The organism is Macrococcus lamae (assembly GCF_004359545.1).
Lineage (GTDB): Bacteria > Bacillota > Bacilli > Staphylococcales > Staphylococcaceae > Macrococcus > Macrococcus lamae.
Genome location: NZ_SCWB01000006.1, coordinates 56,732 through 79,730 on the forward strand (window position 1 = coordinate 56,732; position 22,999 = coordinate 79,730).

Below are 22,999 nucleotides of genomic sequence, written 5' to 3' on the forward strand. Positions count from 1 at the left end.
TATTTAAGGAGTGTCTCACATGTCGAAAAAACTCATCATCCCTGCTGTACTATCAACTGCATTACTGGCGTCACTTGTTCCAGCAAATGATTCTTTTGCAAAATCTGAAGGATCTAAATCACTTCTGAAACTTGAGAAAGTACAAGGCAAACAAGATGCAAAGAACACACTTAAAAATTTACCAGGTTCAAAAGAAGTCAAAAAAAATTACAAGCAATACGACGTTGTGTCTGTTGATACAGATGACTTAGGATTCACTCACTACACTTTGAAGCCAAAAGCCAACGGTAAAGCAGGACTATACACTGAAGTCAAAGTCCACGTCAATCCAGAAGGGCAAGTCACTTTTGTCAATGGAGACCTGAATCAGAAAAAACTAGCACCTACCAATACTCAAAAAATTTCAGCTGAAGAAGCTGTAGACAGAGCTTATGCAGCTGCTGGTGTTGATAAAGATGAAGTTAAGAACCAGGACCGTAAAGTTGTGAAGAAAGCTGATTTAGTAGTCAATGCAGACGTTAATAAATTAGTGTATGACGTGCAATTGATCTATCTGACGCCTGAAGCTGCTAACTGGAAAGTACAGATTGATGCTGAAACAGGAGAAGTCGTTAAGAAACAGAATGCTTTAACAGAAGCAGGCGCTGCGACTGGTAGTGGAGTAGGTACAAAAGGTGATACTAAAACATTGAACCTGTATCAGGAAAACGGTAATTACTATTTATCTGATGTCACTCATACAGGAACTATTGAAACTTATGACGCTAAAAATTCAACTTCAAGATATTCTATCGTCTACGATACTGACACGAGCTTCACGTCAACAGCACAACGTGCAGCAGTCGATGCACACTACTATGCAGACCAAGTTTATGATTACTACAAAAACGTCCATAACCGTGATTCGTATGATAATCAAGGGGCACCTATCTACTCTATCGTTCATTACAGTAGAAACTACAACAATGCGTTCTGGAATGGTGAATCCATGGTCTACGGTGATGGTGACGGCGTGACATTCTCTCCGTTGTCAGGTGCCAATGATGTCATCGCTCATGAGCTGACTCATGCAGTCACTGAAAAAACAGCCGGTCTTGTGTACGAAAATCAGCCTGGTGCATTAAATGAATCTTTCTCTGACGTCTTCGGTTACTTCGTAGACCCTGACTTCCTGATGGGTGAAGACGTCTATACACCAAATAGAAGCGGCGATGCGCTGCGCAGCATGTCCAATCCTGAAACATATGGACAGCCGGCTCATATGAACAACTACAAGAACCTACCTAATACAAGTGCAGGTGACTGGGGCGGCGTGCATACAAACAGCGGTATTCCGAATAAAGCCTTCTATAATACAGTAACTAAACTTGGCAAAGCTAAATCGGAGAAAATCTACTACAGAGCACTCGCTTACTACTTAACACCGAATGCAACGTTTGCAGATGCAAAAGCTGCATTAGTCAGATCAGCAACTGACCTCTATGGTTCAACAGATGCGTCAACAGTGTCTAATGCGTGGAATCAAGTAGGCGTCTACTAAGAAAATCCCGGATCATTTTGATCCGGGATTTCTCTTTTACTATGAATGGTGGGTGCTGACTTTAAGATAATTGAGAAAGTCCTCTTTATAAATGATGTTCAGCTGAAACGGTTCGTTAAGTCTCTGACTTTTGACAAAAGCGCGTTTTGGATATTCCGCTGTCACATCAAGTGTCACGTAAGGAAGCTTTTCCTGTGCCTTCATCGAGCGCTTATTTGTAAGCTTAACACCAAGAATCACTGCTTCCAGTCCAAGCTGTGTAAAGCCGATCTTCAGTATTTCATCCTTCGCCCGGCGATTATAACCTTCTCCCCAGCGTTCAGGATAAATCCATGTACCGATCGACGCAATACGATCTTCACGGTCGATTTCCTTTAAAGTGATGATACCGATAAACTGATCGTCATCATCCAGTATGTACCTTGAATACTGAGTGCGATCGTTATCGTCGATCATGCTGAGGACAAACTGTGTTGTCCCTTCTCTATCAATCATGTCCGGCTTCATGCCGAGAACCTGATGAATCTCCGGCTGACTGGTCCCTTTCATAATAGCATCGATATAACTCAGATCATGTTTAATTAAGCGCATTTCTGTCACCTTCTCTTAGCTGTTTTCTTTACATTAGTCAAAATAACAGAAAAGGTCAATAAAAAATCCTATCATATAAGATAGGATTAAACATATGCGAGTTGTTTTTCGGCTGCTTTGTTACTGTCAACAAACTTCCGCTCAGTAGAACTGTAAAATAATAAATTGCAGTCTTTCCACTCCTCTTTCACTTTATCGATACGGGCAATATGCCATGGATTATAAAACATCTGCCCTGATTTATTGAAGCAATATTCATCATCAATCACGTAGCTTGCATGGACTACAACACCGTCACGCACAAAGACAAGTACGCTGTCTTGTGATGGCTGTTCAGTTTGAACATAATGATTACGAGCCAGCATATCCGTGAACATCTGGTCATGAATCCATTCACCAAGAATAGTCACTTCATTAGTCACGCCGTACAATGCCGCCGCAAAACAATTGCCGCCGTGCTCATCAGGGAACTGTCCGTGCAGCCGTGTAAAACGTTCTGGCAGACTAGTAATATCAACTTCTTCAATCGTTTCATCATAAAGGCTGATTAAATACTGCTGCTGTGCTTCTGTTAATGACATCCAGTAGTTCTGTGTAATCAGTATATTTCCAATCAGCATACATGACCCCGTACGCTTCTGTTCGTTAAAAACCAGCTGCTGCTTATCCGCCGGCAGACTCTCGTACCAGCCCGGCTGTGCAGCAATGACATAGTCATAGTCTGAAATCCGCCATGTTCTATGGCAGTTGCTGACATGAAAACTTTTGTAGATAGCATGCCCTCTGAATTCATCCTTCGGGCAGACGACCGTTGTCTTTAATTCATCCGTTAGTAACTCATACGTTGAACGATTAATGAAGAATAGATCCTTCTCCTGCTTCAACGTTCTCATACTATCACTCCTCACCGTCTACCCTAATAAAAATAAGGGATGAAGTCAAAACAAACGGGTTGAGGATTTATGCCGCTGATCTTGTGCTTAAATATGATAGACTGGTTAAAATTGATTAAAGGCGTGATTGAATGCAGCAAGTTAAAAGTGTGGTTACAGAGTTTCGAGGCAATCATTATGATTTCGGTTATGCGCAAGGTGAATGGATGAAAGGGACTTTGATGCTGAAGAATCGTGAACGCGAATGGCGTATCCGCCGTCCGAGGTTTGATGTGGATATAGAAGAAACAAAGCAGATGTTCAATGAATTTGCACCAAAGATTTGGGATGAACTGACTGGATTACAGGATTCACTGGAGATGAGTATGACTCAAGTACTTCAGAACTTTGGCGGTTACAGAGTATATGCAAAGGACTCCGGCTGCTCCATATTTACAGCGGATGATTTTCTTGTCAGAAACTATGATTATCATCCAGCAACATATGACGGCCGGCTGACATTCTTTCAGCCTGACGACGGCGGGTATGCGACAATGGCGCCGGTGTCACGTGTAACCGGCCGCATGGATGGCATGAATGAGAAGGGGCTGACAATGGGATACAACTTCATGCACCGCAAAAATCCTGGTGACGGCTTTGTCTGTTCGATGATCGGTCGATTGATTCTTGAGACATGTAGGGATGTAGAGGAAGCCGTAAAACTGCTGAAAGCCATTCCTCACCGGTCAAGCTTCTCCTATGTTCTGCTCGACAAACGAGGGATTACACAGATTGTTGAAGTGACCCCACGAGAAATCAATGTCAGAGAACATCATTACTGCACGAATCATTTTGAAGTGCTGACTCACGAAAACCGCAAAGTACTGACGGATTCCCAGGAACGAATGACGGCTATGACTGCACAGGTCAACGATGGATTAACGGCAGTTCAGGCGTTTAAGGTCATGAACGATACAACAGCCGGTATTTTCAGCGATAAATATTCCAGCTGGAGCGGTACGATTCACACGAGCTGCTACTTTCCGAATAAATTGAAGATGCACATTGCGCTCGGTGGTGACATGGAACCGGTAGAACTTGATTTTAACAGCTGGCTGGAAGGAGCACCACTGCCATTGACAGAAATCAAAGGTCAGCTTGATACACATCTAAAGTTTGCAAGTGAATAACAAAAGGACTCATTGAGAAATGAGTCCTTTACTGTATACGTTCAACAAGTGTATAGGGTCTGCTGGTGATAATATCAAGCGGCATATAGTTAAGTTTCTGAGATTCTAAAATACGTTCCTTATAATATGGTCTTTTAATATGACGATCTATAATCTCTTCAGATGTATCATAAAATCCGACATCCTTTGTTTCGTCTTCACAATCAGCCAGTTCGCCGCCGATAATCTGTCCGTGGAAAACAAACGCTATGACCCCATTTGATATATTATGTGAGACGTAAACAAGGCCTAATATTTCTACATCTATCCCTGTTTCTTCTTTAGTTTTTCTAATGGCACAGTCTTTAAGACTTTCATCTTGGTCCACGGCACCGCCTGGCAGTTCCAACGTGTCACTTCTATGCAGACTTCTCACGAGCAACGTTTCCCCTTTATTATTCTGTGCGAAAACACTGGCCGATACCCGATGAAGCGGCTGAAAGTAATCACCCGTCGGCTCCATATGAATTTCTTTTTTGGAGATGATCCACTTATCATTAGCGAGCTTCTCTGCAACGCTGCTCTTATAGTGAGATGTTTTTTTTCTCATATCAAAGAACTGCTGATAATGACTTTTATCGTGAAATGCCCATATTTCAGTAATTAATGTACAGTCTTCGTCGACCCATCTTCCTCGAAGCTTAGCTCCTAGTTCAATGTAACTGCGGAATACATGTTCATGAAAAAAGCGATTTACTGACTCAAATCCATCTGGAATTATTTTGATTTCTGTCTTCACTTCATACATATCCCCACGCCCAATCTTATGGTCTTACGTTCATTATAGAAAAGATTGGCAATATTTGCATGCATAAACTAATTAATTATATGCTGAGAACTAATAAAATGATGACAGGCAGTAAAGTTAGGATTAAAAACAGTATAGAAATCATCACTGCTTCTGGTCTGGCAAAGTTCATTGTCATACCCCATTGAGATACTTTTGGTACCCACACATTAGGATCTTCTTTATTATAATAGAACATGCCCCACTTATAATTGCTGTCATTATGATACGGTGCTCTATCAGTCAGAGCGGCTGCTTCGCGGTACTTCTTGTCTGCTCGCAGCTGATAGATGATACTGACGATGATAGGTATGATCATTCCCCCGATAATCAGCGGCATGACATAAGGCGGCATATAACCTGGCGGAAAAATCAATGGCTGTACAAGAATAAAACCAAACATCAATGCCATGACGACAGTAAGGATGAACATTAAATAGCTGTTATTTTTTCTCGTGCTGTTTTCATAATTCTGTGATGCTTCTTTAGCTGCTGGATTCAGCATCATAGGAAAATGATTGATGCCTGAATTGGTAGCTGCCATAAGAAACATGATTCCATAGCCGACGAGTGCCGGGTAAAAGACCGTAAGAAAACTCTTATTCTCCCAGCGGTCGGGCTCGTTATTGATATTCCAGTGAACAGCGATTCTATCCGGTATTGCCGCATAATTCAGTGCTACATAGAAGACGCTGAGTGTAAGTAAAGCAAACGGAATAGCATACAGCTGCCATGGAAGCAGCGATAAATCATCGCGTGCCGACGTATCAGTGGCTCTCAGTACTTTCAATCCTTCCATCCACTGTCCTTGCTCTTTCAACTGTTTCAGCTGCTCGTTTGCCTGCTTGTAAAACAGTACCTCGGCAAGTATGAGCAGATTAATCAGCAGAACGAATACAATCACCACATACTGATTGGCGATCAGTACAGCGACGAATTGAATTACAGCAGAAACGACAGTCGCAGTGACTACACGGTTTCTGAACCGTCGTCTCACATCACCAATTTCCTGATTGTTCTGATAGTGATCAGGTACATAGACAGAAAACAATATATTTCTTTTCGTAAAGCGACCTGCAAACAAAAAGATTAATCCAGTGACCAGTATAATCAAGGTCATTGTCATTGCTTCAATCATTACTTTCACTCTCCTTAATTAATTGATAGATGGTGTCTGTGGATAATTGCAGACATCTTGCTTCATCAATAATCGGTGCCAGTCTTTCTTTGAGCGTTTCCAGTTCTTTCGGCGTTGCGGTTCTCACCGCATCCGGGTGAATGATAGCACCTGACTTCGGCTGCACTTGAATGAAACGCCGGTCCTCCAGATAATGATAGGCCTTGTTCACAGTATGCATGTTAATTCCAAGATCTCCGGCAAGCGTGCGTCCGGAAGGCAATGCTTCATAGGGCAGTAGTTCCTGATGGGCAATCCCTTTGATGATTTGATTCGCAAGCTGTAGATAAATCGGAATCTGACTTGAATCATCAATTTCAATGTACATTGATTCACCACCTGTTCTATAAGTTGTATAACAATAATAAAGCCAAAAAAATAATTCAATATATCTGTTCTATGTTTATTATAACAAAGACAACCAAAAGTGTAAAGTGTCACTTAGAAACCATCTTATATCTTCGCTTATTGTCATCACTTTTATGTATCATTATAATAAATATGAAACTAATAGATTTACACAGAAAAGGGGATAGCGATACAGATGTACAAACATATACTGTTTGACCTTGACGGTACATTGACAGATCCGAAACTCGGCATTACCAACTCTATTATTTTCTCACTGAACAAACTCAATATAGACGCTCCTGATAATGATGAACTCACTCATTTCATCGGTCCGCCGCTCAGTGAAAGTTATGAATCTTCTTATCATCTGACTGGAGACCGTAATCATCTGGCCATTGATTACTACCGTGAATATTTCGCTGATAAAGGATTATATGAGAATAAAGTTTATGAAGGAATAGAAGACCTGTTAAAGAACTTACAGGAACAAGGCAGACAGTTATTTGTTGCAACGAGTAAGCCTGTTACCTTTGCCGAAACAATTATCGATCATTTTAATCTTGGTCAGTACTTTGATGCGATTGCCGGCAGCGAACTTGATGGCACTAGAGTCCATAAAGATGAAGTCATCAAACATGTGCTGGACAGCTATCATCTGAACGCAGGTGACTGTCTGATGATCGGTGACAGAAAGCACGATTTAATCGGTGCACGTAAAAATCACATGGACGCTGTCGGTGTACTCTATGGCTACGGCTCATTAGTGGAACTGGAAAATGAAAAACCGGTTAAAGTCGTTGAGTCCGTACAGGAGTTAAGTGATTATCTGAAAACACATTAAGGACGAGCAGCTCATGCTACTTGTCTTTTTTTGTTCATTTTCATTGCAGTTCTTCTATAAGTTTAAATGAAGTTCATATAGGTAATAGATTACTAATCATAAATATAGGAGGATACGACGATGAAATTTAAAATACTGGCTCTTTTGTTAAGTGCAGGTCTGGCCCTTGCTGCCTGTGATGCTGATAACAGTAATGACAAATCAACAAGTCCTGATGATAAGAACAAATCTGAGGTAGATTCATCTGAAACTAATAAATCAGATGATGTTAAAAAGAATGAAGACTCTAATGCGACTAAGGACAGTGAAGCCGACGAAGAAGATAAGGCTGACGACGCAGTGCAGGATGATGAAGCTTCCGGCAAGGCAGATGAAGACAGTAAGCCGCTGACAAAGAATGACATCACTGCAACACCAGATGATATCATCAGACAGATGGAAAGTGACAATAAAAAAGGCAAACTGACTAACATTGATTTTGAAAATGAGAATGGCGAATGGGTGTATAAGATCGGCCAGAATGAAGGTAATAAGAAAATGGAATACACCTATTCTATGAAGGACAAAAAACTATTAAAGAGTGAAGAAGACAGTGTGGATAAAGATGAACAGGAAATTGATTACGATAAAATTCTGTCATTTGATGAAGCTCTGAAAAAAGCTCAGGACAAAACAAGCAAAGATGCCAAAGTTAAGGAATGGTCTCTTGAATCCCAGGATAATGTTCCTGTCTATGAATTTGAGTTGATGGATGGAAATACTGAAAAAACTGTAGCTGTCGATCCATATGAAGGAACAGCGAACGTCAAAGAATAAAAAAGATGAACGCCCCGGCGATTGTTAACTGCCAAGGCGTTTTTCTTATGATTTAAATGACCCAGTTACCGTTGCGAAATACTGGTTCTGACGTGCCATCTTCCTTAATACCATCGATTGACATGTCAGGTCCACCGATCATGAAATCAACATGGATAATAGATGTGTTCATCCCTTTGTCGACCAGTTCTTCTTTAGAGAATTCCTTGCCGTTAACGATGGCATTCGGGAATGAACGTCCAAGTGCCACGTGACATGATGCATTTTCGTCGTACAATGTATTGTAGAATAATACTTTAGAATTAGATATCGGTGAGTCATCAGGAACGAGTGCAATTTCTCCAAGGCGTCGCGCACCCTCGTCGCTATTCAGCATATTCTTCAGTACTTCATAGCCCTGGCCTGCTTCAAAGTCTGTCACAACACCATCTTTGAACGTCAGCTTAAAGTCATCGATGATTGCACTGTTATAACTGAGCGGTCTCGTATTACCAATGACACCGTTGACTCTGCGGAAGTCCGGTGACGTAAAGACTTCTTCTGTCGGCATATTGACTTGAATCGTGATGCCATCTGCATTGACAGCACTGGCACCAAGCCAGACGTGCCCTTTATTCAGACCAATTTCAACATCAGTTCTATCAGACTTATAATGCAGCTTATCATATGCTTTTTCAGTCAGCAGTTTAGCTTTGGCATTCAACTTCTCATTATGCAGGCGCCATGCTTCAACAGGGTCTTCCTGGTCAACCCGAACCGCCTTAATCATTTCGTCAAGTAGTTTCAACCTTGCTTCCTCCCCTTTTAGATCGGGAAACACAAGTTCTGCCCATGCTGTATTCGGAAAAGCGACGATACTCCATGTAAAGTCAAAGCGACCGACAGCGCGTGAATAATCACGGTTGGCTTCTCCCATCGCTTTAGCAAACGCTGCGATTTTAGCGGGATCAGCATCTTTCAGCAGTTCCGGTGTCTGCGAATAGATTTTTAAGTTTGCGCTGCGGTCTTTAACGTAATTATTGACCTCGTCGATTCGGTACTGCTCGACAGTCTCAAACACTTCGACCGGTGCATATTCGTATTTCAGCTGTGCCGACGGTCCGTCAGTTAACTTCTGAACGACCTCTCGTGCGCCCGCTTTGTACGATGCACGTGTCAGTTCACGGACAAAATCAATGGCGTCAATATCTGCATTTAACACGACACGCTGTCCCGGCTGAACGTTTAATCCTACTTTCACAACAAGCTCTGCATACTTCTTCACTGTTTCTTCATAGTTCATCATGTCACCTCATTTATGTATTACTACTATTATATCGGAAATCGAAATAAATGAGGAGAATTTTGACTAAAAAAAGAGACCAGTGCGCAACTGGTCCTGAAGGAGACTTGCTGTATGAAAAAATTAGCTGTCTTTAGGTTAACAGAACTTGTATGGATAGACATCCGTATTTACCGCAAAATTTATGAAAAATCAGATTATTTGTGAGATTTTTTAAGATTGTTATAATGAGATGGAACAAAGAGGAGGAATCGTAATGACAACATTAAAAACCTATTTTGAAAATGGTCTGACAGTTGAAGCATATATTAATCAGATGAAAGTGAACAAAGAGGCGATGCAGAGCATTTATGATCGCTTCGAACTGCCTGAAGACAAGCGTCTCTCTGACATATCAGATAAGCACATGAAAGTCATTGCCATCACTGAAGACTGGTGTGGTGATGCGATGATGAATATTCCTATTCTTTTGAAAATCGCCGAAAAAACCGGGATGGATGTCCGTATGGTATTGCGTGATGAAAATCTGGAATTAATTGATCAATATTTGACGAATGGTACAGCTCGATCTATTCCAATATTCGTCTTTCTGGATGATGATGATCACCAGACAGCCGTATGGGGACCGCGTGCTCAGAAAGTCCAGGACTTTGTTACGGAACTACGCAGCGACCTGCCTGCTAAAGAAGACCCTACTTTTGAAGAGAAGAGCAAGGAAAAACACCACACTATTCATGATCATTATAAAAACACACCAGAATTCTGGAAGGATGTCTATGAATCCATTGTAGAACGCTTAGTTCATGCGTAGTTTGGGTGAATGATGACAAGTTTTGGTCCACATTTCTGTTTGTGGGCCATTTTTAGTTGAGTTTTGGTCCACATTTTGATTTGTGGACCAAAACTTAATTCTCCAAGTAATATCTCACTGCTTTTTTCTGCCCAGTTGATTTAAAGTTAGCTTTCAGCAGACGTTTTAACGTTGTTCTACTCGGTGAATTACACCAGCTCTCAGCTTCTCTGATGCTGAATGGTGCTCCTTTCAAATAGTACAGATCACATAAATTTGATAGCAATAACTCTTTTCCAGAAACTACTTTTTTACATATAGGACAGGAATAATACTTCTTACCGTCAAAAGTAATAGTAATCTTTTTCAGACATAACGGACACTTTAATCCGTCAGCGACTTCCGAAAATGCTGTTTTAATAGGTACGTCCAGATGAACATTCGGCTGATGGTTATTGATTAAAAATTGGCCTAACTGTTTGTTACGACTCAACATCAGATGGCTGTTTTCATAAGCTGCTAAGTGTTGTTTCAGTAAACTTCTATATAGCCAATGCGGACTTCTCACCCCTTCGAAATAAAAAGTTTCATTGATAAACACAAGATAACTTTCCACTTCGTACTGCCAGTCGTATGATTTTACCGCCGCTTCTAAAACATTATGGGCGCACGACAACTGCATGTCTGGTCGTTTGACGTTATAACCAGTTTGAGAGACGAGTATATCACCGTTCTGCTGATACTTTCCTTTGAAATTTTTAATATCGTAGTGAAAGACTGAATAATCGTGAATAACGATAAAATCAAACTGGGATTCGCCTTTTTCGTTACTTAAGGTAATATCCCATAGAACAGTTGCGTGCTCATAACTCCTTATCATTTCAGCGAATAAGCATTCTCCATGATAGCCTGCCTGATAAATAGCTTGGTCCTTAATTTGCTTTCGGCTCATCGAGGCACGTCCCGATAACGATTGATAATACTTCAGACGATAAGGTAGTTCACACGATTTGAGTAACAAATGACACCTCCTTGATTTAACTTAACAAATGATTGTAAATTTAAAAACGCCTGAATGTTAATCAGGCGTTAAATTTCTTCCAATATATTAACTCGTCGTCTTCCCGGGTGGCTTCAAATCCAAGCTTCATAAGCACACGCTGTGACGCAAAATTGTCCTTCAAACACTCAGCTTTCACGACAATATTCGGATAGTCACGATAAACATGGTCAAGCAGTGCCCTAACACTTTCCGTCGCATAACCGTGACCCCGATAATCTGCTTGAAAGCCGTAACCCACTTCAATCTCAAGTGCAGCATCCGGCTTCCCTTTAAAGCCAATGTCACCAATATACGTGCCATCCTTCAATTGAACGATCCAGGCATCCCAGCCTTTCAACGTCGGATCAATCGACAGTTTTTCTATATGATTTAAAAAGCGCTGGTGAACCGTATAATGTTCCTTCAACTCTGCTATCAGACTTGGTTCAAGTGGTCGAATCGTCAACCGATCTGTCGTCAGCATACGATGTCCAGCACTTCCATCAGTTTACGAATTTCAAAAGTCGGCACAATATCCGAAGTATTTTTCTGTCCTTTCGGGTTGAACCAGCATGTATCAATTCCCGCCTGAGAACCCCCTTTAATATCCGCACCAAGACTGTCACCTATGATCAATGTGTCACCCGGCAGAAACGCATCAATTCTCTCAAACGCATGTTCAAAAAATTCAGCGGTCGGTTTTTGATGCCCGATTTCACTAGAAATGAAAAACTGCTTAAAGTAATGGTCGAGTCCTGCTTCTTTCATCCGCTTCAACTGTGTTTCTTTAACACCGTTAGTTACTACATAGAGTCTCGCGCGTCCGTCCAATTTTTCCAGAACTACTTCCGCGTCCGCTATTTTATCATGACCATTGTTCAAAAACATACGGTACTGCTGTTCAAGAGCTCTCCCGTCAACTTCTTCACCGTACGCTTCGAACAGCAGCTTAAAACGACTGTTCACTACGTCATCAACAGGCAGACCTTCTGTCTCATGACGTTTCCAGAGACTGCTGTTGATTTCGTGGTATTTAGCGGCTTTCTCGACTGTCAGTTCAGCGCCGCGCAAACGGAAAAGCTCATTCAGGGCAGATGCTTCTGCTGCTTCAAAGTCGAGCAGCGTGTTATCTATATCAAATAGAATATTCTTATATTTCACTATGTCACCTCATATGTTCAATAATTGCAGCAGTTGTTTCAGCAGTAGAATAATAACAGTAGCAATAATGACGACCGATACTTTGTTGATCATATTAAGCAGTCGTCCCTGCTCATCGATACTTCCGATTCTTCTGCCTAGGAAGGCAAGCATGAAAAACCAGCACCATGACACTAGTAGGCAAGTTAATGTGTAGGCCCATTTTTCAGCACCGTCATAGGCGATGGAACTTGTACCGATGACGCCTACAGTATCCATGATCGCATGGGGATTGAGCAGCGATACGGACATAGCAAATATTATCTGTTTCTTTGGCGACAAAGGCTCTGCTTCTTCCCGTGCCGTAGAACTCGTCCAGATAGACCAGCACATATAAAGCAGGAATAAAATACCAACGATATACAGTGCTATCTGCAGTGACGGTATTCCGATGAGGATGACTGAGACGCCCAGCACTGCAAGAGCAATCAGCAGCGTATCGCAGATTGATGCGGTCAGCACAACAGGTAATGCACGAGAAAATTTCTTTTGAACAGCGCCTTGATTAAATACAAAGATATTCTGCACACCAAGCGGTAAAATGAGCCCGATAGCAAGCAGAAAGGCGTGTGTTATAGCTTGCAGCACAATAATAACCTCCAGCAAATAAAATCAATTATAACATGATGGACGATGATTTTATTCAAATAATCGAATCGTCCTTAAATCTTCTCCTTCCACTTTCAGAAAGCTGAACAGCTGACTACGGTGATGACTTAAATGAGTAATTATCACTAAAAGCCATTCCGTCTGACTGTACATCGTTCCCCAGTAACTTTTGGATTTACGGTCTAAGTCTTCCTGCTCCAGTTCTTTATATGCATCTTCCAGTATGCTGAAACTGAGGTCAATCCGTGCCTCAAGCATCTCTATAGTCGTCAGCTCTTTCTGCCAGTAGAAGTAGAACTGCTTAATTTCCTCTGCTGATGCGCCTTGAGACAACCAGTAATCCGCTTCCGGAATCAACACGATATGCGTTAGTAACTCAAGACATGTCCGGCCGCCGGGATAGATTTCCTGCTCCATCGAAAAGAAGCTGACACAGTTCATCAGTTCCTTGATGCTTTCAACTTGAAATTTCAGCTGACTGAATATAGGAATCAGTGGCTGCTGCATATCATTCCTCTTTTCCGACAAGTATCAGCTTCCGGGTTGCTCTTGAAGCGATTGTATAGAGCAGAAACTTGTCTTTTTCTTTATCGTATCCATCATAATCGATGATAAAGACATATGAAAACTCAAAGCCCTTGGCCATATAGTTCGGCATGATGAGCTTTCCTTTAGTAAATGTGAACTGATCGTGTGTGAACAGTTTGACGTCCGGCTGATTGAGAGCCAGATGAATCTCTTCTGCATGAGACGCATCTCTACTGATGATTGCGACACTTTCAGAATCAATTGACTTCAGCTGTTCTTTAAATGTTTCAAAGGACATTGTTGAGACTTCTTCTCCCTGAACCCCTAGTGATTCAGTGGTGTCGTTGCCTATCAGTTGTTTTGTGAATTCTGTAATCTGAACCGTGGAACGGTAGGATTTTGTCAGTTCAACGGCGTTCAATTGATCAAGAGTATTAACCGGCAGCGGATGGACAATCTGTTTTCTATCTCCAAGCATTGTTTTTCTGGCATTCGGAAAAACGGCTGAAATGCATGCCAGCTGAACCGGGCTGTAATCCTGCACCTCATCAATGATTAAGTGCTGAATCTTCGGTTCTTTCTGCTGCCCCTTAATTTTGATATTGAGATAGAGGAGCGGTGCAATGTCCTCATAGTTAAGTGTTCTATTTTTAAGAGATTCCATCGTTCGCTTTCTTGTCTCAATATCCAGCTCGTTTAATGCATCAAGATAAATGCGCTCGATATTAACAAACTGCAGCTGTGCAATGTATCTTTTAAGCGTTCTGAACTGCTTTGTCATCTCCTGCTTCGCCTGACGTTCAAGTTCCGCATCTGTACCGATATACGTATGAACTCTTTTCAGTGCTTTCGTCCGGTCTTTAATAGCTTTATCAAGCGCTGCAGAATAACGCGGTGTCAGTTCTACCTGTATTTTCTTAAGTCGTGAATCAATCGGTGAAGACCTGAATTTGTCGTAGAACAAATATTTGAGCTCCTCAATTGTGACAAATGACTCATCTTTAATACGTACTGTTCTGAATTTCAGATTACGCTCTGCTAATTGAGCAATTGTCCGGTCGAGTTCTGACAGCAGTGTTTGAGATGACTTCAATAGAAAATCATGCTGTTCTTCTCTGTCTGCATTCCGCATCCGTTCAATATGTCTGAACAACGATTCATACTGATTACGTCGGTCGAGCTTATCATGCAGCCGGTAAAAAGTCGTAGCGTTGATAGACGCTTCTCCAAGTTCCAGCAGTACTTCACCGATATAGTCGCCGAACATCTCATTCGGTGTAATAAACAGCATATTATCTGCTGACATTTTGTGTCGATGAAGATAGAGTAAATAAGCAATACGCTGCATTGCAATAGATGTCTTTCCGCTGCCCGGAGGTCCAAGCACCAGCATATCTTTTGCTGATGTCTGTCTGATGATCGCATTCTGATCCTGCTGAATTGTGGAGACGATGGACTTCATTCTGTCTTTCGCGGTATCAACAAGCAAATGCTGAAGTGCATCATCTCCGATATAAAGTTCTGAATCAAAGACATCCAGCAGACGTCCATCTTCAATAACAAGCTGAATCCGCTCATTGACGTTAACGGTTCTGCGGCCAACGTCAGGCACATCATAGGTCACACTGCCAAGATGATTGGCATAATACGTACTTGCAACCGGTGTCCGCCAGTCATAAATAATCAAGTCATTAGTTGACGGGTCTTTTAAACTATTAAGACCAATATAGAGTTTTTCTGTGCCTGCTTCATCGTCCGTAATAGTCACTGCTCCGAAATACGGACGGCTTTTCATTTTACCGAGACTTGCCGCAACATCCTGACGATTGACCTGGATCTCTTCCTGCATTTTAAGTGATGGCAGTACTTGAGAATATTCAATCTGTGTATCATCGGAAATTTCAGAACCGAGTTCCGCCAGTGCATGACGTCGCTCTTCAATCAGTTCACCGGTTGTTCTTGATAGTTCACCGGTTAATTCATCATAAATGACATCAATCAGACTGATGACACCTTCTAGATGAAGCGCTTCTTTATCTTTTGAAACCATAACATCCTCCTTTGCAGTAGGCCAGCCACTGCTATTTTGACCGAAGTGCCCGTGATAAATGTGAACGTGTCGGTTTTCTATGTATGATAAGCTGTTTGAATTCCCGGGGAGATAAATAGGATAATCTGATATGGAAGTAATTGATATATTCGAGCCACATGAATCCATAGATCAGCATAATGAGAAATAATTCTGAGCGACTAAGAGGCAGTTGAACAGCGATAAATATTGTAGAAATAACGATGGCCGCAATAATCAGTCGATGCAGCCACCTGAAACGTCTGTGCTGCTGGTCAGTCAGTATGACTCTTTGCCTATTTTTTATGTGTTGGCTCATAATCGACCAGAAATAACTGCCTGTCGCAAGAATGATGCAGATCGTCAAAAACGGCGCTATAAATAACGGCTGCTGTAAATACACGCGTGCCTCTTCATCAATAATAGCAGTAATGATCCATAATACCGCAAAACCAGCAGCTGACGCCCCTTCTCCGTACATCAGTCCATTTACTTCTTTTTGCAGTGATGATTTCATAGTCTTCCTCATTTCTTATAAACAGAACTATTAACGATCTAATCTGAATATGTCATGCTGCGGGTTTTCTTCCCCACGAACCATTTCGAGCAGCAGTTTCGCTCCAAATGCTGAATATACCGTCCCATTGCCCCCATATCCAAGCAGCATATAGCAGTTCGGCATATCCGGCACTTCTCCGATAAATGGCTTACCGTCTTTTGTCTCTCCGAATCTCGCTCCATAACAATCATCCGCTTCAATCATTATGTCCGGGAACAGTTGATTAAACTTGCGCACTAACTTGCGGGATTTCTTGTGAATCAACCTTTTAGAAGGTACCCGCTTATTGTTGTCATCAAGACCGCCTACAATAATACGATTGCCTTCTACATGTCTGATATAAAGATAAGGTCTTGCGGTTTCCCAGATCATCGCTTTCTCTGCCCAGAACTTATTTTCTGGAATCGGCTTAGTAACTATGGCAAATGATCGGACGAACTGCTTTTTCTTGATACTCTTCACAAAGTCATTATCGGCATATCCGCCAGCATAAATAACGTTTCGGGCAGTAATATGACCATCATGTACATCACAACGGACTTCTTCTCCGTCGCTATGCCAGTTCAGCAGTTCAGTCCGTTCATATACTCGAAGTCCGTACTCTGTCACGGCTTTCTCTATTAGTCGTCTGATAAAGACATACGGATTAATCTCCGCATCGCAGTGCGTCAGAAGCCCCATTGACCGATTAATACCGTAAGTTTCTTTCAGTTCCTTACCATTCAGCAGATCACATGGAAAGCCGAATTTTCTGAGAGCGATGTACTCTTCACGCAGCATAGCCATATGACGCCTTTTTGAAGCATAAAGTATGCTGCTACGATTATGAAATTCAACATCATCCGGAAGCTGCTGACATAATTCACGAATATATTCCAACCCTTGGAACGATAGATGATAAAATTCATACGCTTCTTTTTCTCCAAAATCCTTAATACAATCAGCCAGCGTCTTATCACTCATAAATTGCAGCAGTCCTGTATTTGCAGCTGAACTTTCTCCTGCCACAGTTCCTTTGTCGATCAATATCGTCCGGTAACCTGCCCGGGCCATCGTAAATGCTGTAATCGTACCGCTCATTCCCCCGCCAATGATGAGAATATCGCCATCTGCCTCATGGTCAAGTGACGGGTAATAATTATTATAGTAAGTCTTCGGCCAGAATAATTCTCCATTATGCAGCATCATGTTGCCTCCTTTATTTTTAATCCTATACCCCTTTTTTGAGACATGAATATCGAGAAATTTTTAGGGTAATAATAATAGTAATTAATTGTTAAAAGGAGTTTTAAACATGACTGAAAGTAATCAGTACCTGCAAATTGAAATATTGATGGAAGGCGGCCTTACCATCAACCACTATGAACGTCTGACAACTAATGAAGGTATTACATTCAACAACTTTATTGCAAAATTCGATCGTAATGCCAGTGGATTTTTATCTATAAAAGAAGGCGATGAATCTTCCGCCATTAACGTTAATAGAATTTTGAAACTGACACCTAAAGATATTCATCACTTCTAAAATCAGCGTAAGCTGATTTTTTTATAAGGAGGTCGTCGATGAAAGAACATTTCATGGAAGAAGATCTGACAGACAGACATGAAGAAGAAGTAAAAAGCGTTGAACTTACTGAGCTATTCTATGATCTCGTCTATGTCTATGCCATCGCACAAATATCACATACGATTCTGAATGGTGAAAATGGCGATATTCCACTGGATAGTTTTATGAAATACATAGTAATGACGCTAATATTCTATTCAGTATGGTCATATCAGACGACATATACAAACAGGTTCGGACTCATCAGAGCAAAAGACGTTCTTTTTCTCATGTTCAATATGTTTATCGCCATCTTCCTCGCCATCAGTCTCACAAAAGATTTCTCAAAAACATTTGATTCAACTAACGTCTGTATAGCAATTCTCTATTTTACTACCGGGTTGCAGTTTTTCCTGAGTCTGCTTGACAAAATCAAGGATGAAGACAGATTCGCATCGATTATCTTCGGTACAGGCATGCTGGTCAGTGCCATACTTGCAGCTATTGCAATTGTAGTCCCTTCGCCATGGATGTATATCATCTTCGGCCTTGCTATACTGTTTGCCTGTCTGTTCCCGATGCCGTTCAAGAAAAAATTGAAGCAGTCAGCGATCAATGTGCCGCATATGGTTGAACGTTATACGCTGCTGACAATCATTATGTTTGGGGAAACAATTATCGGACTGACAAAAATTTTCAAACTGGATGATATCAAGTTTACCGATGGCTTACTATTTTTGATTATCATCACATTATTCGGCAGCTACTGGATGAAGACCAATAGACTGATCAGCTATGACCGCTACGCTTCCGGTATGACTTTAACAATTGCCCATTTCTTCATTCTGATAGGTCTCGGAATGGTCAATGCATCACTTGTACTCGATGCTAATAACGACGTCACCAATATGTTTAAAGTTCAGTTGATGTACGGCGCTCTTGCCTGTTATTTTACAGGACTGCTGCTCACACTTAATTATTCTCACGAAGAATTTAAGCATGACAAGCATTTAATATTGATTGTATCAGGCATATTAATCGCTGGCTTCACTGTCGAATACTTGCTGAGAAATGCGCCTTATACACTACCTATTTCAACTGCCATCGTCACAACAACTATATTTTTCGTCTACCGCTATATTTACCGGACAAAATATCCACAAGATGAATAAAATGACGACTGCCTATTTATGGGCGGTCGTCTTTATCTACTTCTTCAGTGAATGTGTTAAGCAGTTGACCATTTGCATCGATGAGCACTGCTGACATGTTCGCAAAATTACCGGCACCGCTATCAATGTTCAAACTGTGAAATTTCTCAGTGAATTCCGGCCGCTCTGTTAATGTCGGAGTGTGACCAATGACCTGAAGTTTTTTCATACGTCTTAACTTACCCCTATATCTTAAAACACTCCACCATGAGTCTTCCTTAAACTTTCTGACACCAAGAAAATTAACGCCGGCATGCGATACATAGATCACTTGATTCTCATGGAACAAAGGGAGCCTTTTCATCCATGTGACATCATCACGCTGTTTATCCTTTAGATCATACTTTTTCAATGTATTGCTGTAGTTTTCTTTCATATCTTTATATGGTGTCTCGTCTTCAATATACTTTACCATCTGATATTCATGATTACCTTTAATGCATATAGTGTCTGGATATTTCTGCTGCAGTTCTCTGATGTACTTTACTACTTTTCCTGAATGTCTGCCTTTATTAATATAATCTCCGACAAATATCAATTGTTCATCGTCAGGATTCCAGTGGTTAAGAATTTTTTTCAAAGTATGATAACAGCCATGGACATCACCTATAATATAGTAATTCATTCGTAAATCCGCCTTTTTATTAAAATATAACATTAAAATCACGCCATTTTATGCGAACATGTGTTCTGTTTTATGTTATAATGAATATGTCGTCACCCTCGCTGGTTGAATATCCTGCGGGAGGAGGTGTTATGATGGATGAAATCCTTGTTCGATTGGTTCCCGCTCTGTTCAGCGGGATTATCATCACATATTTCGGTTACTGGCTGAACCACCGAAATAAAGATGAGTAATATTGACGACAACGCCGTAAAAATCCCAGGTCGACTCGCACTCGACCTGGGATTTGGTGTTATCTGAATGAATCCTGTTCGGCTATATTATATCATAAAAACAGCGGTCATGTCATTTTACTTTCAAATTCCCCTATTATTCCTTACCCGATTTGCTGAAAAGTTATTTATCTCATAATTTGTTACTATTGAAACAAGATACGAAAAAATAATGTCAGGAGAAAGGATACATCTATGGAAAAAAAACCAGACTATCAACTCATTGCGGTGCTCATGTCCGGAGCATTCATCGCATTTCTTTCCAATACGTTTCTTAACGTAGCACTTCCTTCCATTATGAAGGATTTTAATGTCACTACTGCAACAGTTCAGTGGGTTACTACAGGATATATGCTTGTCAATGGCATCGTCATCCCGACAACGGCGTTTCTTATGCAGCGTTTTACTGCCAGACAGTTGTTTCTGACTGCTATGCTGTTATTCCTCATGGGAACAATCATTGCCGGCTTTTCTCCTATATTTACAGTACTTATTATAGGACGCATGGTGCAGGCAGCAGGCGCAGCTATTATGATGCCGCTGCTTATGAATATCATGATGACAAGTTTTCCACCAAGACAACGCGGTACTGCTATGGGGATATTTACTTTAGTCTTATTTTTCGCACCAGCTATCGGTCCTACGTTGTCAGGATTTGTCGTTCAATACTACAGCTGGCATTACTTATTTTACATGATTGTACCTATTATATTACTCGTACTCATTGTCGCTTATGTTCGGCTTCCTAAAAATACTGATACGACATCTATAAAAATCGATGTATTGTCTATCATCCTTTCCACAATTGCGTTCGGTGGAATTTTATACGGTTTCAGTGCTGCCGGAAATAAAGGCTGGCTTCAACCCGGCGTCATACTCTTTATTATGATCGGTTTCATTACATTATTCTATTATGTCAGACGCCAACTGCAACTGGAAAAACCGATGCTGAATTTCAGAGTCTATGAATACCGGATGTTCATGCTGGCATCACTTATCGTCGGCACATTGAATATGGCTCTTTTCTCAGGTATGATGCTGATGCCTATTTATCTGCAGAACTTAAGATCATTCAGTCCAATCGACACAGGTTTGCTGCTGCTCCCAGGTGCCATTATCATGGGTCTCATGAGTCCGATATCAGGAAAGTTATTCGATATGCTTGGTCCGAGAAAACTTGCTGTTTCCGGTTTACTGATTACTACAGTCACTACATTTTTGTTCAGTAGACTGAGCTTCGAAACATCCTATTTTAATATCATTATTATTTATTCTATCCGCGCATTCGGAATGTCTTTAGTGATGACACCAGTCATGACAAACGGCCTCAATTCACTGCCCAACCGATTAATGCCGCATGGCTCTGCTATGAATTCGATGCTGAACCAAGTGTCGGGAGCTGTCGGAACAGCACTTCTAATTACGTTAATGCAGAATTATACGCATACAAGACTGCAGGAGCTGATCGGAGAATCCGGCCGTGAAAATGTAGAACAGCTGACTAACCAGGCAACTCTTGACGGAATAAACTTTTCATTCGTTATTGCTACGTCCATTATGTTCATTTCATTCGTGTTGACATCCTTTCTGAAAAGAACGGCAGTATAACACCCCGTTGTCCGTCATAAATTCTTTTATTTTTCACAATGTTTATCTATTTAACTGACTTCTTTATGTTACGATTTTCTAAGATTGTAAATTAAGGAGTCAACATCAATGGCGAAATACTTCAACAATGTATTCTGGCGCTGGCATTTTTATGCCGCATTATTTATTGCGCCACTACTTATCACATTAAGCATCAGCGGTATTTTATACTTATTTTTTCCGGAAGTAGAGCATGTAATAAATGACCATGAATTGTTCGGTCAGACAGGAAAACCACAGCAGTCGCTTGATGACGGTTTTTCTGATATCGCCATGAAGTATCCAGGATGGCATGTCATGAAAGTCAGTTTCCCGGAAAAAGACTACAATACTCGTGTCACATTAATGGGACCTGACGATGGAAGTAAAATTGTCTATCTCGATCATCATAACCAAATACAGGCTGCTATTAATCCCAATCAATTGTTTTCTAACGTGACAAGAGCCTTTCACTCCAGCCTGCTGACTGGAAATACAGTAGTTAACTATATGGTAGAACTTGCAGCGTGCTGGACATTATTTCTAGTCATAAGTGGACTGTTCATGACTTTTTACAAAAAATATTTAACTCAGTCCAAGTCCCCTATAAAGCGAAAAAATAAAGCAAAACTACATGCAGTGATCGGTACTGTCATCGCTATACCACTCACACTGATTATCTTATCCGGACTTCCGTGGTCAGGGTATATGGGTGATAAAATTTATGGCTTTGCGGTGAGTCACACGAAACTCGGTTATCCCGAGGCTGAGAAAATTGCACCAGTTTCCGGCAATGAAATCCCGTGGGCGACTAGAAATGAACATACTGATTCAACAGCTGCTCACGGCAAACGTTTGTCCATCACACAAATCATTAGTATCGCCGAAGAAGAAGGGTTTAAACAGCCTTATTCCATCACTGTGCCGATGGATGATCAAGGAACTTATATTCTGTCGGTCAATAGCAGCACAGGTGTCACCGGTCTTGACACAAGTCCACTCGATGAGAGAACAGTTCATCTTGATCAGTACTCTGGAATGAAACTCGCGATATATGACTTTACAGATTACGGAATTATCGCTAAATTAATTTCTGTTGCAATACCGCTTCACGAAGGTCATTTGTTCGGACTTGCGAATAAGCTGCTCAACCTGATAGTGGCAGCAGCAGTACTGGTAACTGCCTATTATGGCATTAAAATTTATTTGATGAGAAAAGTACCCAGGCAATTATCAGCTCCAGCTACTCAACCCTTCCAAGTGCCTTTTTTAATATTCGCCTGCTTGATGATACTGCTAGGAGTGGCTATGCCATTATTCGGCTGGTCATTATTAGTCATCGCAGCTATCGAAATCAGCAGATTGATTGTGCACAGAAGTAAAAATCAGCAAATTTAAAAAGGCAGGACATCATATAATTTATTGATGTCCTGCCTT

At 41.1% G+C, this 22,999-nt stretch carries 25 protein-coding genes; 10 read left to right on the forward strand and 15 right to left on the reverse strand.

Going from position 1 to position 22,999, the window contains the following annotated elements; genetic code table 11:
• Window positions 1-19 precede the first annotated feature (19 nt).
• On the forward strand, window positions 20-1,540 hold the full coding sequence (locus ERX29_RS04625) for a M4 family metallopeptidase (protein ID WP_133443527.1): 1,521 nt from the start codon (window positions 20-22) through the stop codon (window positions 1,538-1,540).
• Window positions 1,541-1,579: 39 nt separating this feature from the next.
• Here ERX29_RS04625 and ERX29_RS04630 read toward each other — a convergent pair whose 3' ends face one another.
• Together ERX29_RS04630 and ERX29_RS04635 are read right to left on the reverse strand one after the other, a co-directional pair.
• On the reverse strand, window positions 1,580-2,131 hold the full coding sequence (locus ERX29_RS04630) for a GNAT family N-acetyltransferase (RefSeq protein WP_133443528.1): 552 nt from the start codon (window positions 2,129-2,131) through the stop codon (window positions 1,580-1,582).
• An 86-nt stretch (window positions 2,132-2,217) separates the two neighbouring features.
• Window positions 2,218-3,024 (reverse strand): hypothetical protein, encoded by an 807-nt coding sequence (locus ERX29_RS04635; protein WP_133443529.1) that lies wholly within the window; start codon window positions 3,022-3,024, stop codon window positions 2,218-2,220.
• 131 nt (window positions 3,025-3,155) lie between these two features.
• Between ERX29_RS04635 and ERX29_RS04640 the strand changes: the two genes are divergently transcribed.
• Entirely contained in the window at window positions 3,156-4,193 is a 1,038-nt protein-coding gene (locus ERX29_RS04640; RefSeq protein WP_133443530.1) for a C45 family autoproteolytic acyltransferase/hydrolase, read from the forward strand.
• A gap of 28 nt (window positions 4,194-4,221) precedes the next feature.
• On the opposite strand, the gene ERX29_RS04645 is transcribed toward ERX29_RS04640, so the two are convergent.
• From ERX29_RS04645 to ERX29_RS04655, 3 genes are all read right to left on the reverse strand, one after another.
• Window positions 4,222-4,980: an NUDIX hydrolase gene (locus ERX29_RS04645; RefSeq protein WP_133443531.1), complete on the reverse strand. Its 759-nt coding sequence runs from the start codon at window positions 4,978-4,980 to the stop codon at window positions 4,222-4,224.
• A gap of 76 nt (window positions 4,981-5,056) precedes the next feature.
• Window positions 5,057-6,157, reverse strand: a complete 1,101-nt coding sequence (locus tag ERX29_RS04650; protein ID WP_133443532.1) for a DUF1648 domain-containing protein — start codon at window positions 6,155-6,157, stop codon at window positions 5,057-5,059.
• Entirely contained in the window at window positions 6,150-6,524 is a 375-nt protein-coding gene (locus tag ERX29_RS04655) for a GntR family transcriptional regulator (protein WP_133443533.1), read from the reverse strand. Before ERX29_RS04655 ends, ERX29_RS04650 begins: the two co-directional genes overlap by 8 nt.
• Before the next feature lie 216 nt (window positions 6,525-6,740).
• On the opposite strand from ERX29_RS04655, the gene ERX29_RS04660 reads away from it, so the two are divergent.
• Window positions 6,741-7,388, forward strand: a complete 648-nt coding sequence (locus ERX29_RS04660) for an HAD family hydrolase (protein WP_133443534.1) — start codon at window positions 6,741-6,743, stop codon at window positions 7,386-7,388.
• 120 nt (window positions 7,389-7,508) lie between these two features.
• On the forward strand, window positions 7,509-8,204 hold the full coding sequence (locus ERX29_RS04665; protein WP_133443535.1) for a PepSY domain-containing protein: 696 nt from the start codon (window positions 7,509-7,511) through the stop codon (window positions 8,202-8,204).
• A gap of 52 nt (window positions 8,205-8,256) precedes the next feature.
• Here the strand turns inward: ERX29_RS04665 and ERX29_RS04670 are convergent, their stop codons facing one another.
• Window positions 8,257-9,486 carry an aminopeptidase gene (locus ERX29_RS04670; RefSeq protein WP_133443536.1) on the reverse strand — a complete coding sequence of 410 codons (1,230 nt, stop codon included), beginning with the start codon at window positions 9,484-9,486 and terminating at the stop codon, window positions 8,257-8,259.
• Between the two features lie 256 nt (window positions 9,487-9,742).
• Here ERX29_RS04670 and ERX29_RS04675 point away from each other — a divergent pair, with 256 nt between their 5' ends.
• On the forward strand, window positions 9,743-10,297 hold the full coding sequence (locus tag ERX29_RS04675) for a thioredoxin family protein (protein ID WP_133443537.1): 555 nt from the start codon (window positions 9,743-9,745) through the stop codon (window positions 10,295-10,297).
• 94 nt (window positions 10,298-10,391) lie between these two features.
• Here the strand turns inward: ERX29_RS04675 and ERX29_RS04680 are convergent, their stop codons facing one another.
• The 8 genes from ERX29_RS04680 to ERX29_RS04710 all read right to left on the reverse strand — a co-directional run bounded on the left by ERX29_RS04680 (window position 10,392) and on the right by ERX29_RS04710 (window position 17,467).
• Complete coding sequence (locus tag ERX29_RS04680) at window positions 10,392-11,297, reverse strand: nuclease-related domain-containing protein (protein ID WP_133443538.1); 906 nt, start codon at window positions 11,295-11,297, stop codon at window positions 10,392-10,394.
• Between the two features lie 61 nt (window positions 11,298-11,358).
• Window positions 11,359-11,802: a GNAT family N-acetyltransferase gene (locus ERX29_RS04685; protein WP_133443539.1), complete on the reverse strand. Its 444-nt coding sequence runs from the start codon at window positions 11,800-11,802 to the stop codon at window positions 11,359-11,361.
• Entirely contained in the window at window positions 11,796-12,482 is a 687-nt protein-coding gene (locus tag ERX29_RS04690) for a YjjG family noncanonical pyrimidine nucleotidase (RefSeq protein ID WP_133443540.1), read from the reverse strand. Before ERX29_RS04690 ends, ERX29_RS04685 begins: the two co-directional genes overlap by 7 nt.
• A 6-nt stretch (window positions 12,483-12,488) precedes the next feature.
• Window positions 12,489-13,106, reverse strand: coding sequence for a LysE/ArgO family amino acid transporter (locus ERX29_RS04695; RefSeq protein WP_133443541.1), 618 nt, complete (start codon window positions 13,104-13,106; stop codon window positions 12,489-12,491).
• Between the two features lie 51 nt (window positions 13,107-13,157).
• Window positions 13,158-13,634 carry a DinB family protein gene (locus ERX29_RS04700; protein WP_133443542.1) on the reverse strand — a complete coding sequence of 159 codons (477 nt, stop codon included), beginning with the start codon at window positions 13,632-13,634 and terminating at the stop codon, window positions 13,158-13,160.
• Window position 13,635: 1 nt separating this feature from the next.
• Window positions 13,636-15,705 carry a HelD family protein gene (locus ERX29_RS04705; protein ID WP_165981074.1) on the reverse strand — a complete coding sequence of 690 codons (2,070 nt, stop codon included), beginning with the start codon at window positions 15,703-15,705 and terminating at the stop codon, window positions 13,636-13,638.
• A gap of 31 nt (window positions 15,706-15,736) precedes the next feature.
• A complete protein-coding gene (locus ERX29_RS10965; protein ID WP_165981075.1) occupies window positions 15,737-16,240 on the reverse strand; it encodes a hypothetical protein in 504 nt (167 codons plus the stop codon).
• 30 nt (window positions 16,241-16,270) lie between these two features.
• Window positions 16,271-17,467, reverse strand: a complete 1,197-nt coding sequence (locus ERX29_RS04710; protein ID WP_165981076.1) for an NAD(P)/FAD-dependent oxidoreductase — start codon at window positions 17,465-17,467, stop codon at window positions 16,271-16,273.
• Window positions 17,468-17,576: 109 nt separating this feature from the next.
• Between ERX29_RS04710 and ERX29_RS04715 the strand changes: the two genes are divergently transcribed.
• Complete coding sequence (locus tag ERX29_RS04715; RefSeq protein WP_133443545.1) at window positions 17,577-17,807, forward strand: hypothetical protein; 231 nt, start codon at window positions 17,577-17,579, stop codon at window positions 17,805-17,807.
• A 38-nt stretch (window positions 17,808-17,845) separates the two neighbouring features.
• Window positions 17,846-19,000, forward strand: a complete 1,155-nt coding sequence (locus tag ERX29_RS04720) for a low temperature requirement protein A (protein WP_133443546.1) — start codon at window positions 17,846-17,848, stop codon at window positions 18,998-19,000.
• Between the two features lie 16 nt (window positions 19,001-19,016).
• Here ERX29_RS04720 and ERX29_RS04725 read toward each other — a convergent pair whose 3' ends face one another.
• Window positions 19,017-19,664, reverse strand: a complete 648-nt coding sequence (locus ERX29_RS04725) for a metallophosphoesterase family protein (RefSeq protein WP_165981077.1) — start codon at window positions 19,662-19,664, stop codon at window positions 19,017-19,019.
• 131 nt (window positions 19,665-19,795) lie between these two features.
• On the opposite strand from ERX29_RS04725, the gene ERX29_RS04730 reads away from it, so the two are divergent.
• From ERX29_RS04730 to ERX29_RS04740, 3 genes are all read left to right on the forward strand, one after another.
• Window positions 19,796-19,897 carry a type I toxin-antitoxin system Fst family toxin gene (locus tag ERX29_RS04730; RefSeq protein ID WP_243719975.1) on the forward strand — a complete coding sequence of 34 codons (102 nt, stop codon included), beginning with the start codon at window positions 19,796-19,798 and terminating at the stop codon, window positions 19,895-19,897.
• Between the two features lie 234 nt (window positions 19,898-20,131).
• Window positions 20,132-21,544, forward strand: coding sequence for a DHA2 family efflux MFS transporter permease subunit (locus tag ERX29_RS04735; protein WP_133443548.1), 1,413 nt, complete (start codon window positions 20,132-20,134; stop codon window positions 21,542-21,544).
• Between the two features lie 108 nt (window positions 21,545-21,652).
• A complete protein-coding gene (locus ERX29_RS04740; protein ID WP_133443549.1) occupies window positions 21,653-22,960 on the forward strand; it encodes a PepSY-associated TM helix domain-containing protein in 1,308 nt (435 codons plus the stop codon).
• Window positions 22,961-22,999: the final 39 nt, after the last annotated feature.

What these genes read in the sequence shown, in the direction of transcription:
- ERX29_RS04625 (WP_133443527.1), top strand. Translation starts at nt 20, where the DNA reads ATGTCGAAAAAACTCATCATCCCTGCTGTACTATCAACTGCATTACTG.
- ERX29_RS04630 (WP_133443528.1), bottom strand. Translation starts at nt 2,131, where the DNA reads ATGCGCTTAATTAAACATGATCTGAGTTATATCGATGCTATTATGAAA.
- ERX29_RS04635 (WP_133443529.1), bottom strand. Translation starts at nt 3,024, where the DNA reads ATGAGAACGTTGAAGCAGGAGAAGGATCTATTCTTCATTAATCGTTCA.
- ERX29_RS04640 (WP_133443530.1), top strand. Translation starts at nt 3,156, where the DNA reads ATGCAGCAAGTTAAAAGTGTGGTTACAGAGTTTCGAGGCAATCATTAT.
- ERX29_RS04645 (WP_133443531.1), bottom strand. Translation starts at nt 4,980, where the DNA reads ATGTATGAAGTGAAGACAGAAATCAAAATAATTCCAGATGGATTTGAG.
- ERX29_RS04650 (WP_133443532.1), bottom strand. Translation starts at nt 6,157, where the DNA reads ATGATTGAAGCAATGACAATGACCTTGATTATACTGGTCACTGGATTA.
- ERX29_RS04655 (WP_133443533.1), bottom strand. Translation starts at nt 6,524, where the DNA reads ATGTACATTGAAATTGATGATTCAAGTCAGATTCCGATTTATCTACAG.
- ERX29_RS04660 (WP_133443534.1), top strand. Translation starts at nt 6,741, where the DNA reads ATGTACAAACATATACTGTTTGACCTTGACGGTACATTGACAGATCCG.
- ERX29_RS04665 (WP_133443535.1), top strand. Translation starts at nt 7,509, where the DNA reads ATGAAATTTAAAATACTGGCTCTTTTGTTAAGTGCAGGTCTGGCCCTT.
- ERX29_RS04670 (WP_133443536.1), bottom strand. Translation starts at nt 9,486, where the DNA reads ATGAACTATGAAGAAACAGTGAAGAAGTATGCAGAGCTTGTTGTGAAA.
- ERX29_RS04675 (WP_133443537.1), top strand. Translation starts at nt 9,743, where the DNA reads ATGACAACATTAAAAACCTATTTTGAAAATGGTCTGACAGTTGAAGCA.
- ERX29_RS04685 (WP_133443539.1), bottom strand. Translation starts at nt 11,802, where the DNA reads ATGCTGACGACAGATCGGTTGACGATTCGACCACTTGAACCAAGTCTG.
- ERX29_RS04700 (WP_133443542.1), bottom strand. Translation starts at nt 13,634, where the DNA reads ATGCAGCAGCCACTGATTCCTATATTCAGTCAGCTGAAATTTCAAGTT.
- ERX29_RS04705 (WP_165981074.1), bottom strand. Translation starts at nt 15,705, where the DNA reads ATGGTTTCAAAAGATAAAGAAGCGCTTCATCTAGAAGGTGTCATCAGT.
- ERX29_RS10965 (WP_165981075.1), bottom strand. Translation starts at nt 16,240, where the DNA reads ATGAAATCATCACTGCAAAAAGAAGTAAATGGACTGATGTACGGAGAA.
- ERX29_RS04710 (WP_165981076.1), bottom strand. Translation starts at nt 17,467, where the DNA reads ATGCTGCATAATGGAGAATTATTCTGGCCGAAGACTTACTATAATAAT.
- ERX29_RS04715 (WP_133443545.1), top strand. Translation starts at nt 17,577, where the DNA reads ATGACTGAAAGTAATCAGTACCTGCAAATTGAAATATTGATGGAAGGC.
- ERX29_RS04720 (WP_133443546.1), top strand. Translation starts at nt 17,846, where the DNA reads ATGAAAGAACATTTCATGGAAGAAGATCTGACAGACAGACATGAAGAA.
- ERX29_RS04725 (WP_165981077.1), bottom strand. Translation starts at nt 19,664, where the DNA reads ATGAATTACTATATTATAGGTGATGTCCATGGCTGTTATCATACTTTG.
- ERX29_RS04730 (WP_243719975.1), top strand. Translation starts at nt 19,796, where the DNA reads ATGATGGATGAAATCCTTGTTCGATTGGTTCCCGCTCTGTTCAGCGGG.
- ERX29_RS04735 (WP_133443548.1), top strand. Translation starts at nt 20,132, where the DNA reads ATGGAAAAAAAACCAGACTATCAACTCATTGCGGTGCTCATGTCCGGA.
- ERX29_RS04740 (WP_133443549.1), top strand. Translation starts at nt 21,653, where the DNA reads ATGGCGAAATACTTCAACAATGTATTCTGGCGCTGGCATTTTTATGCC.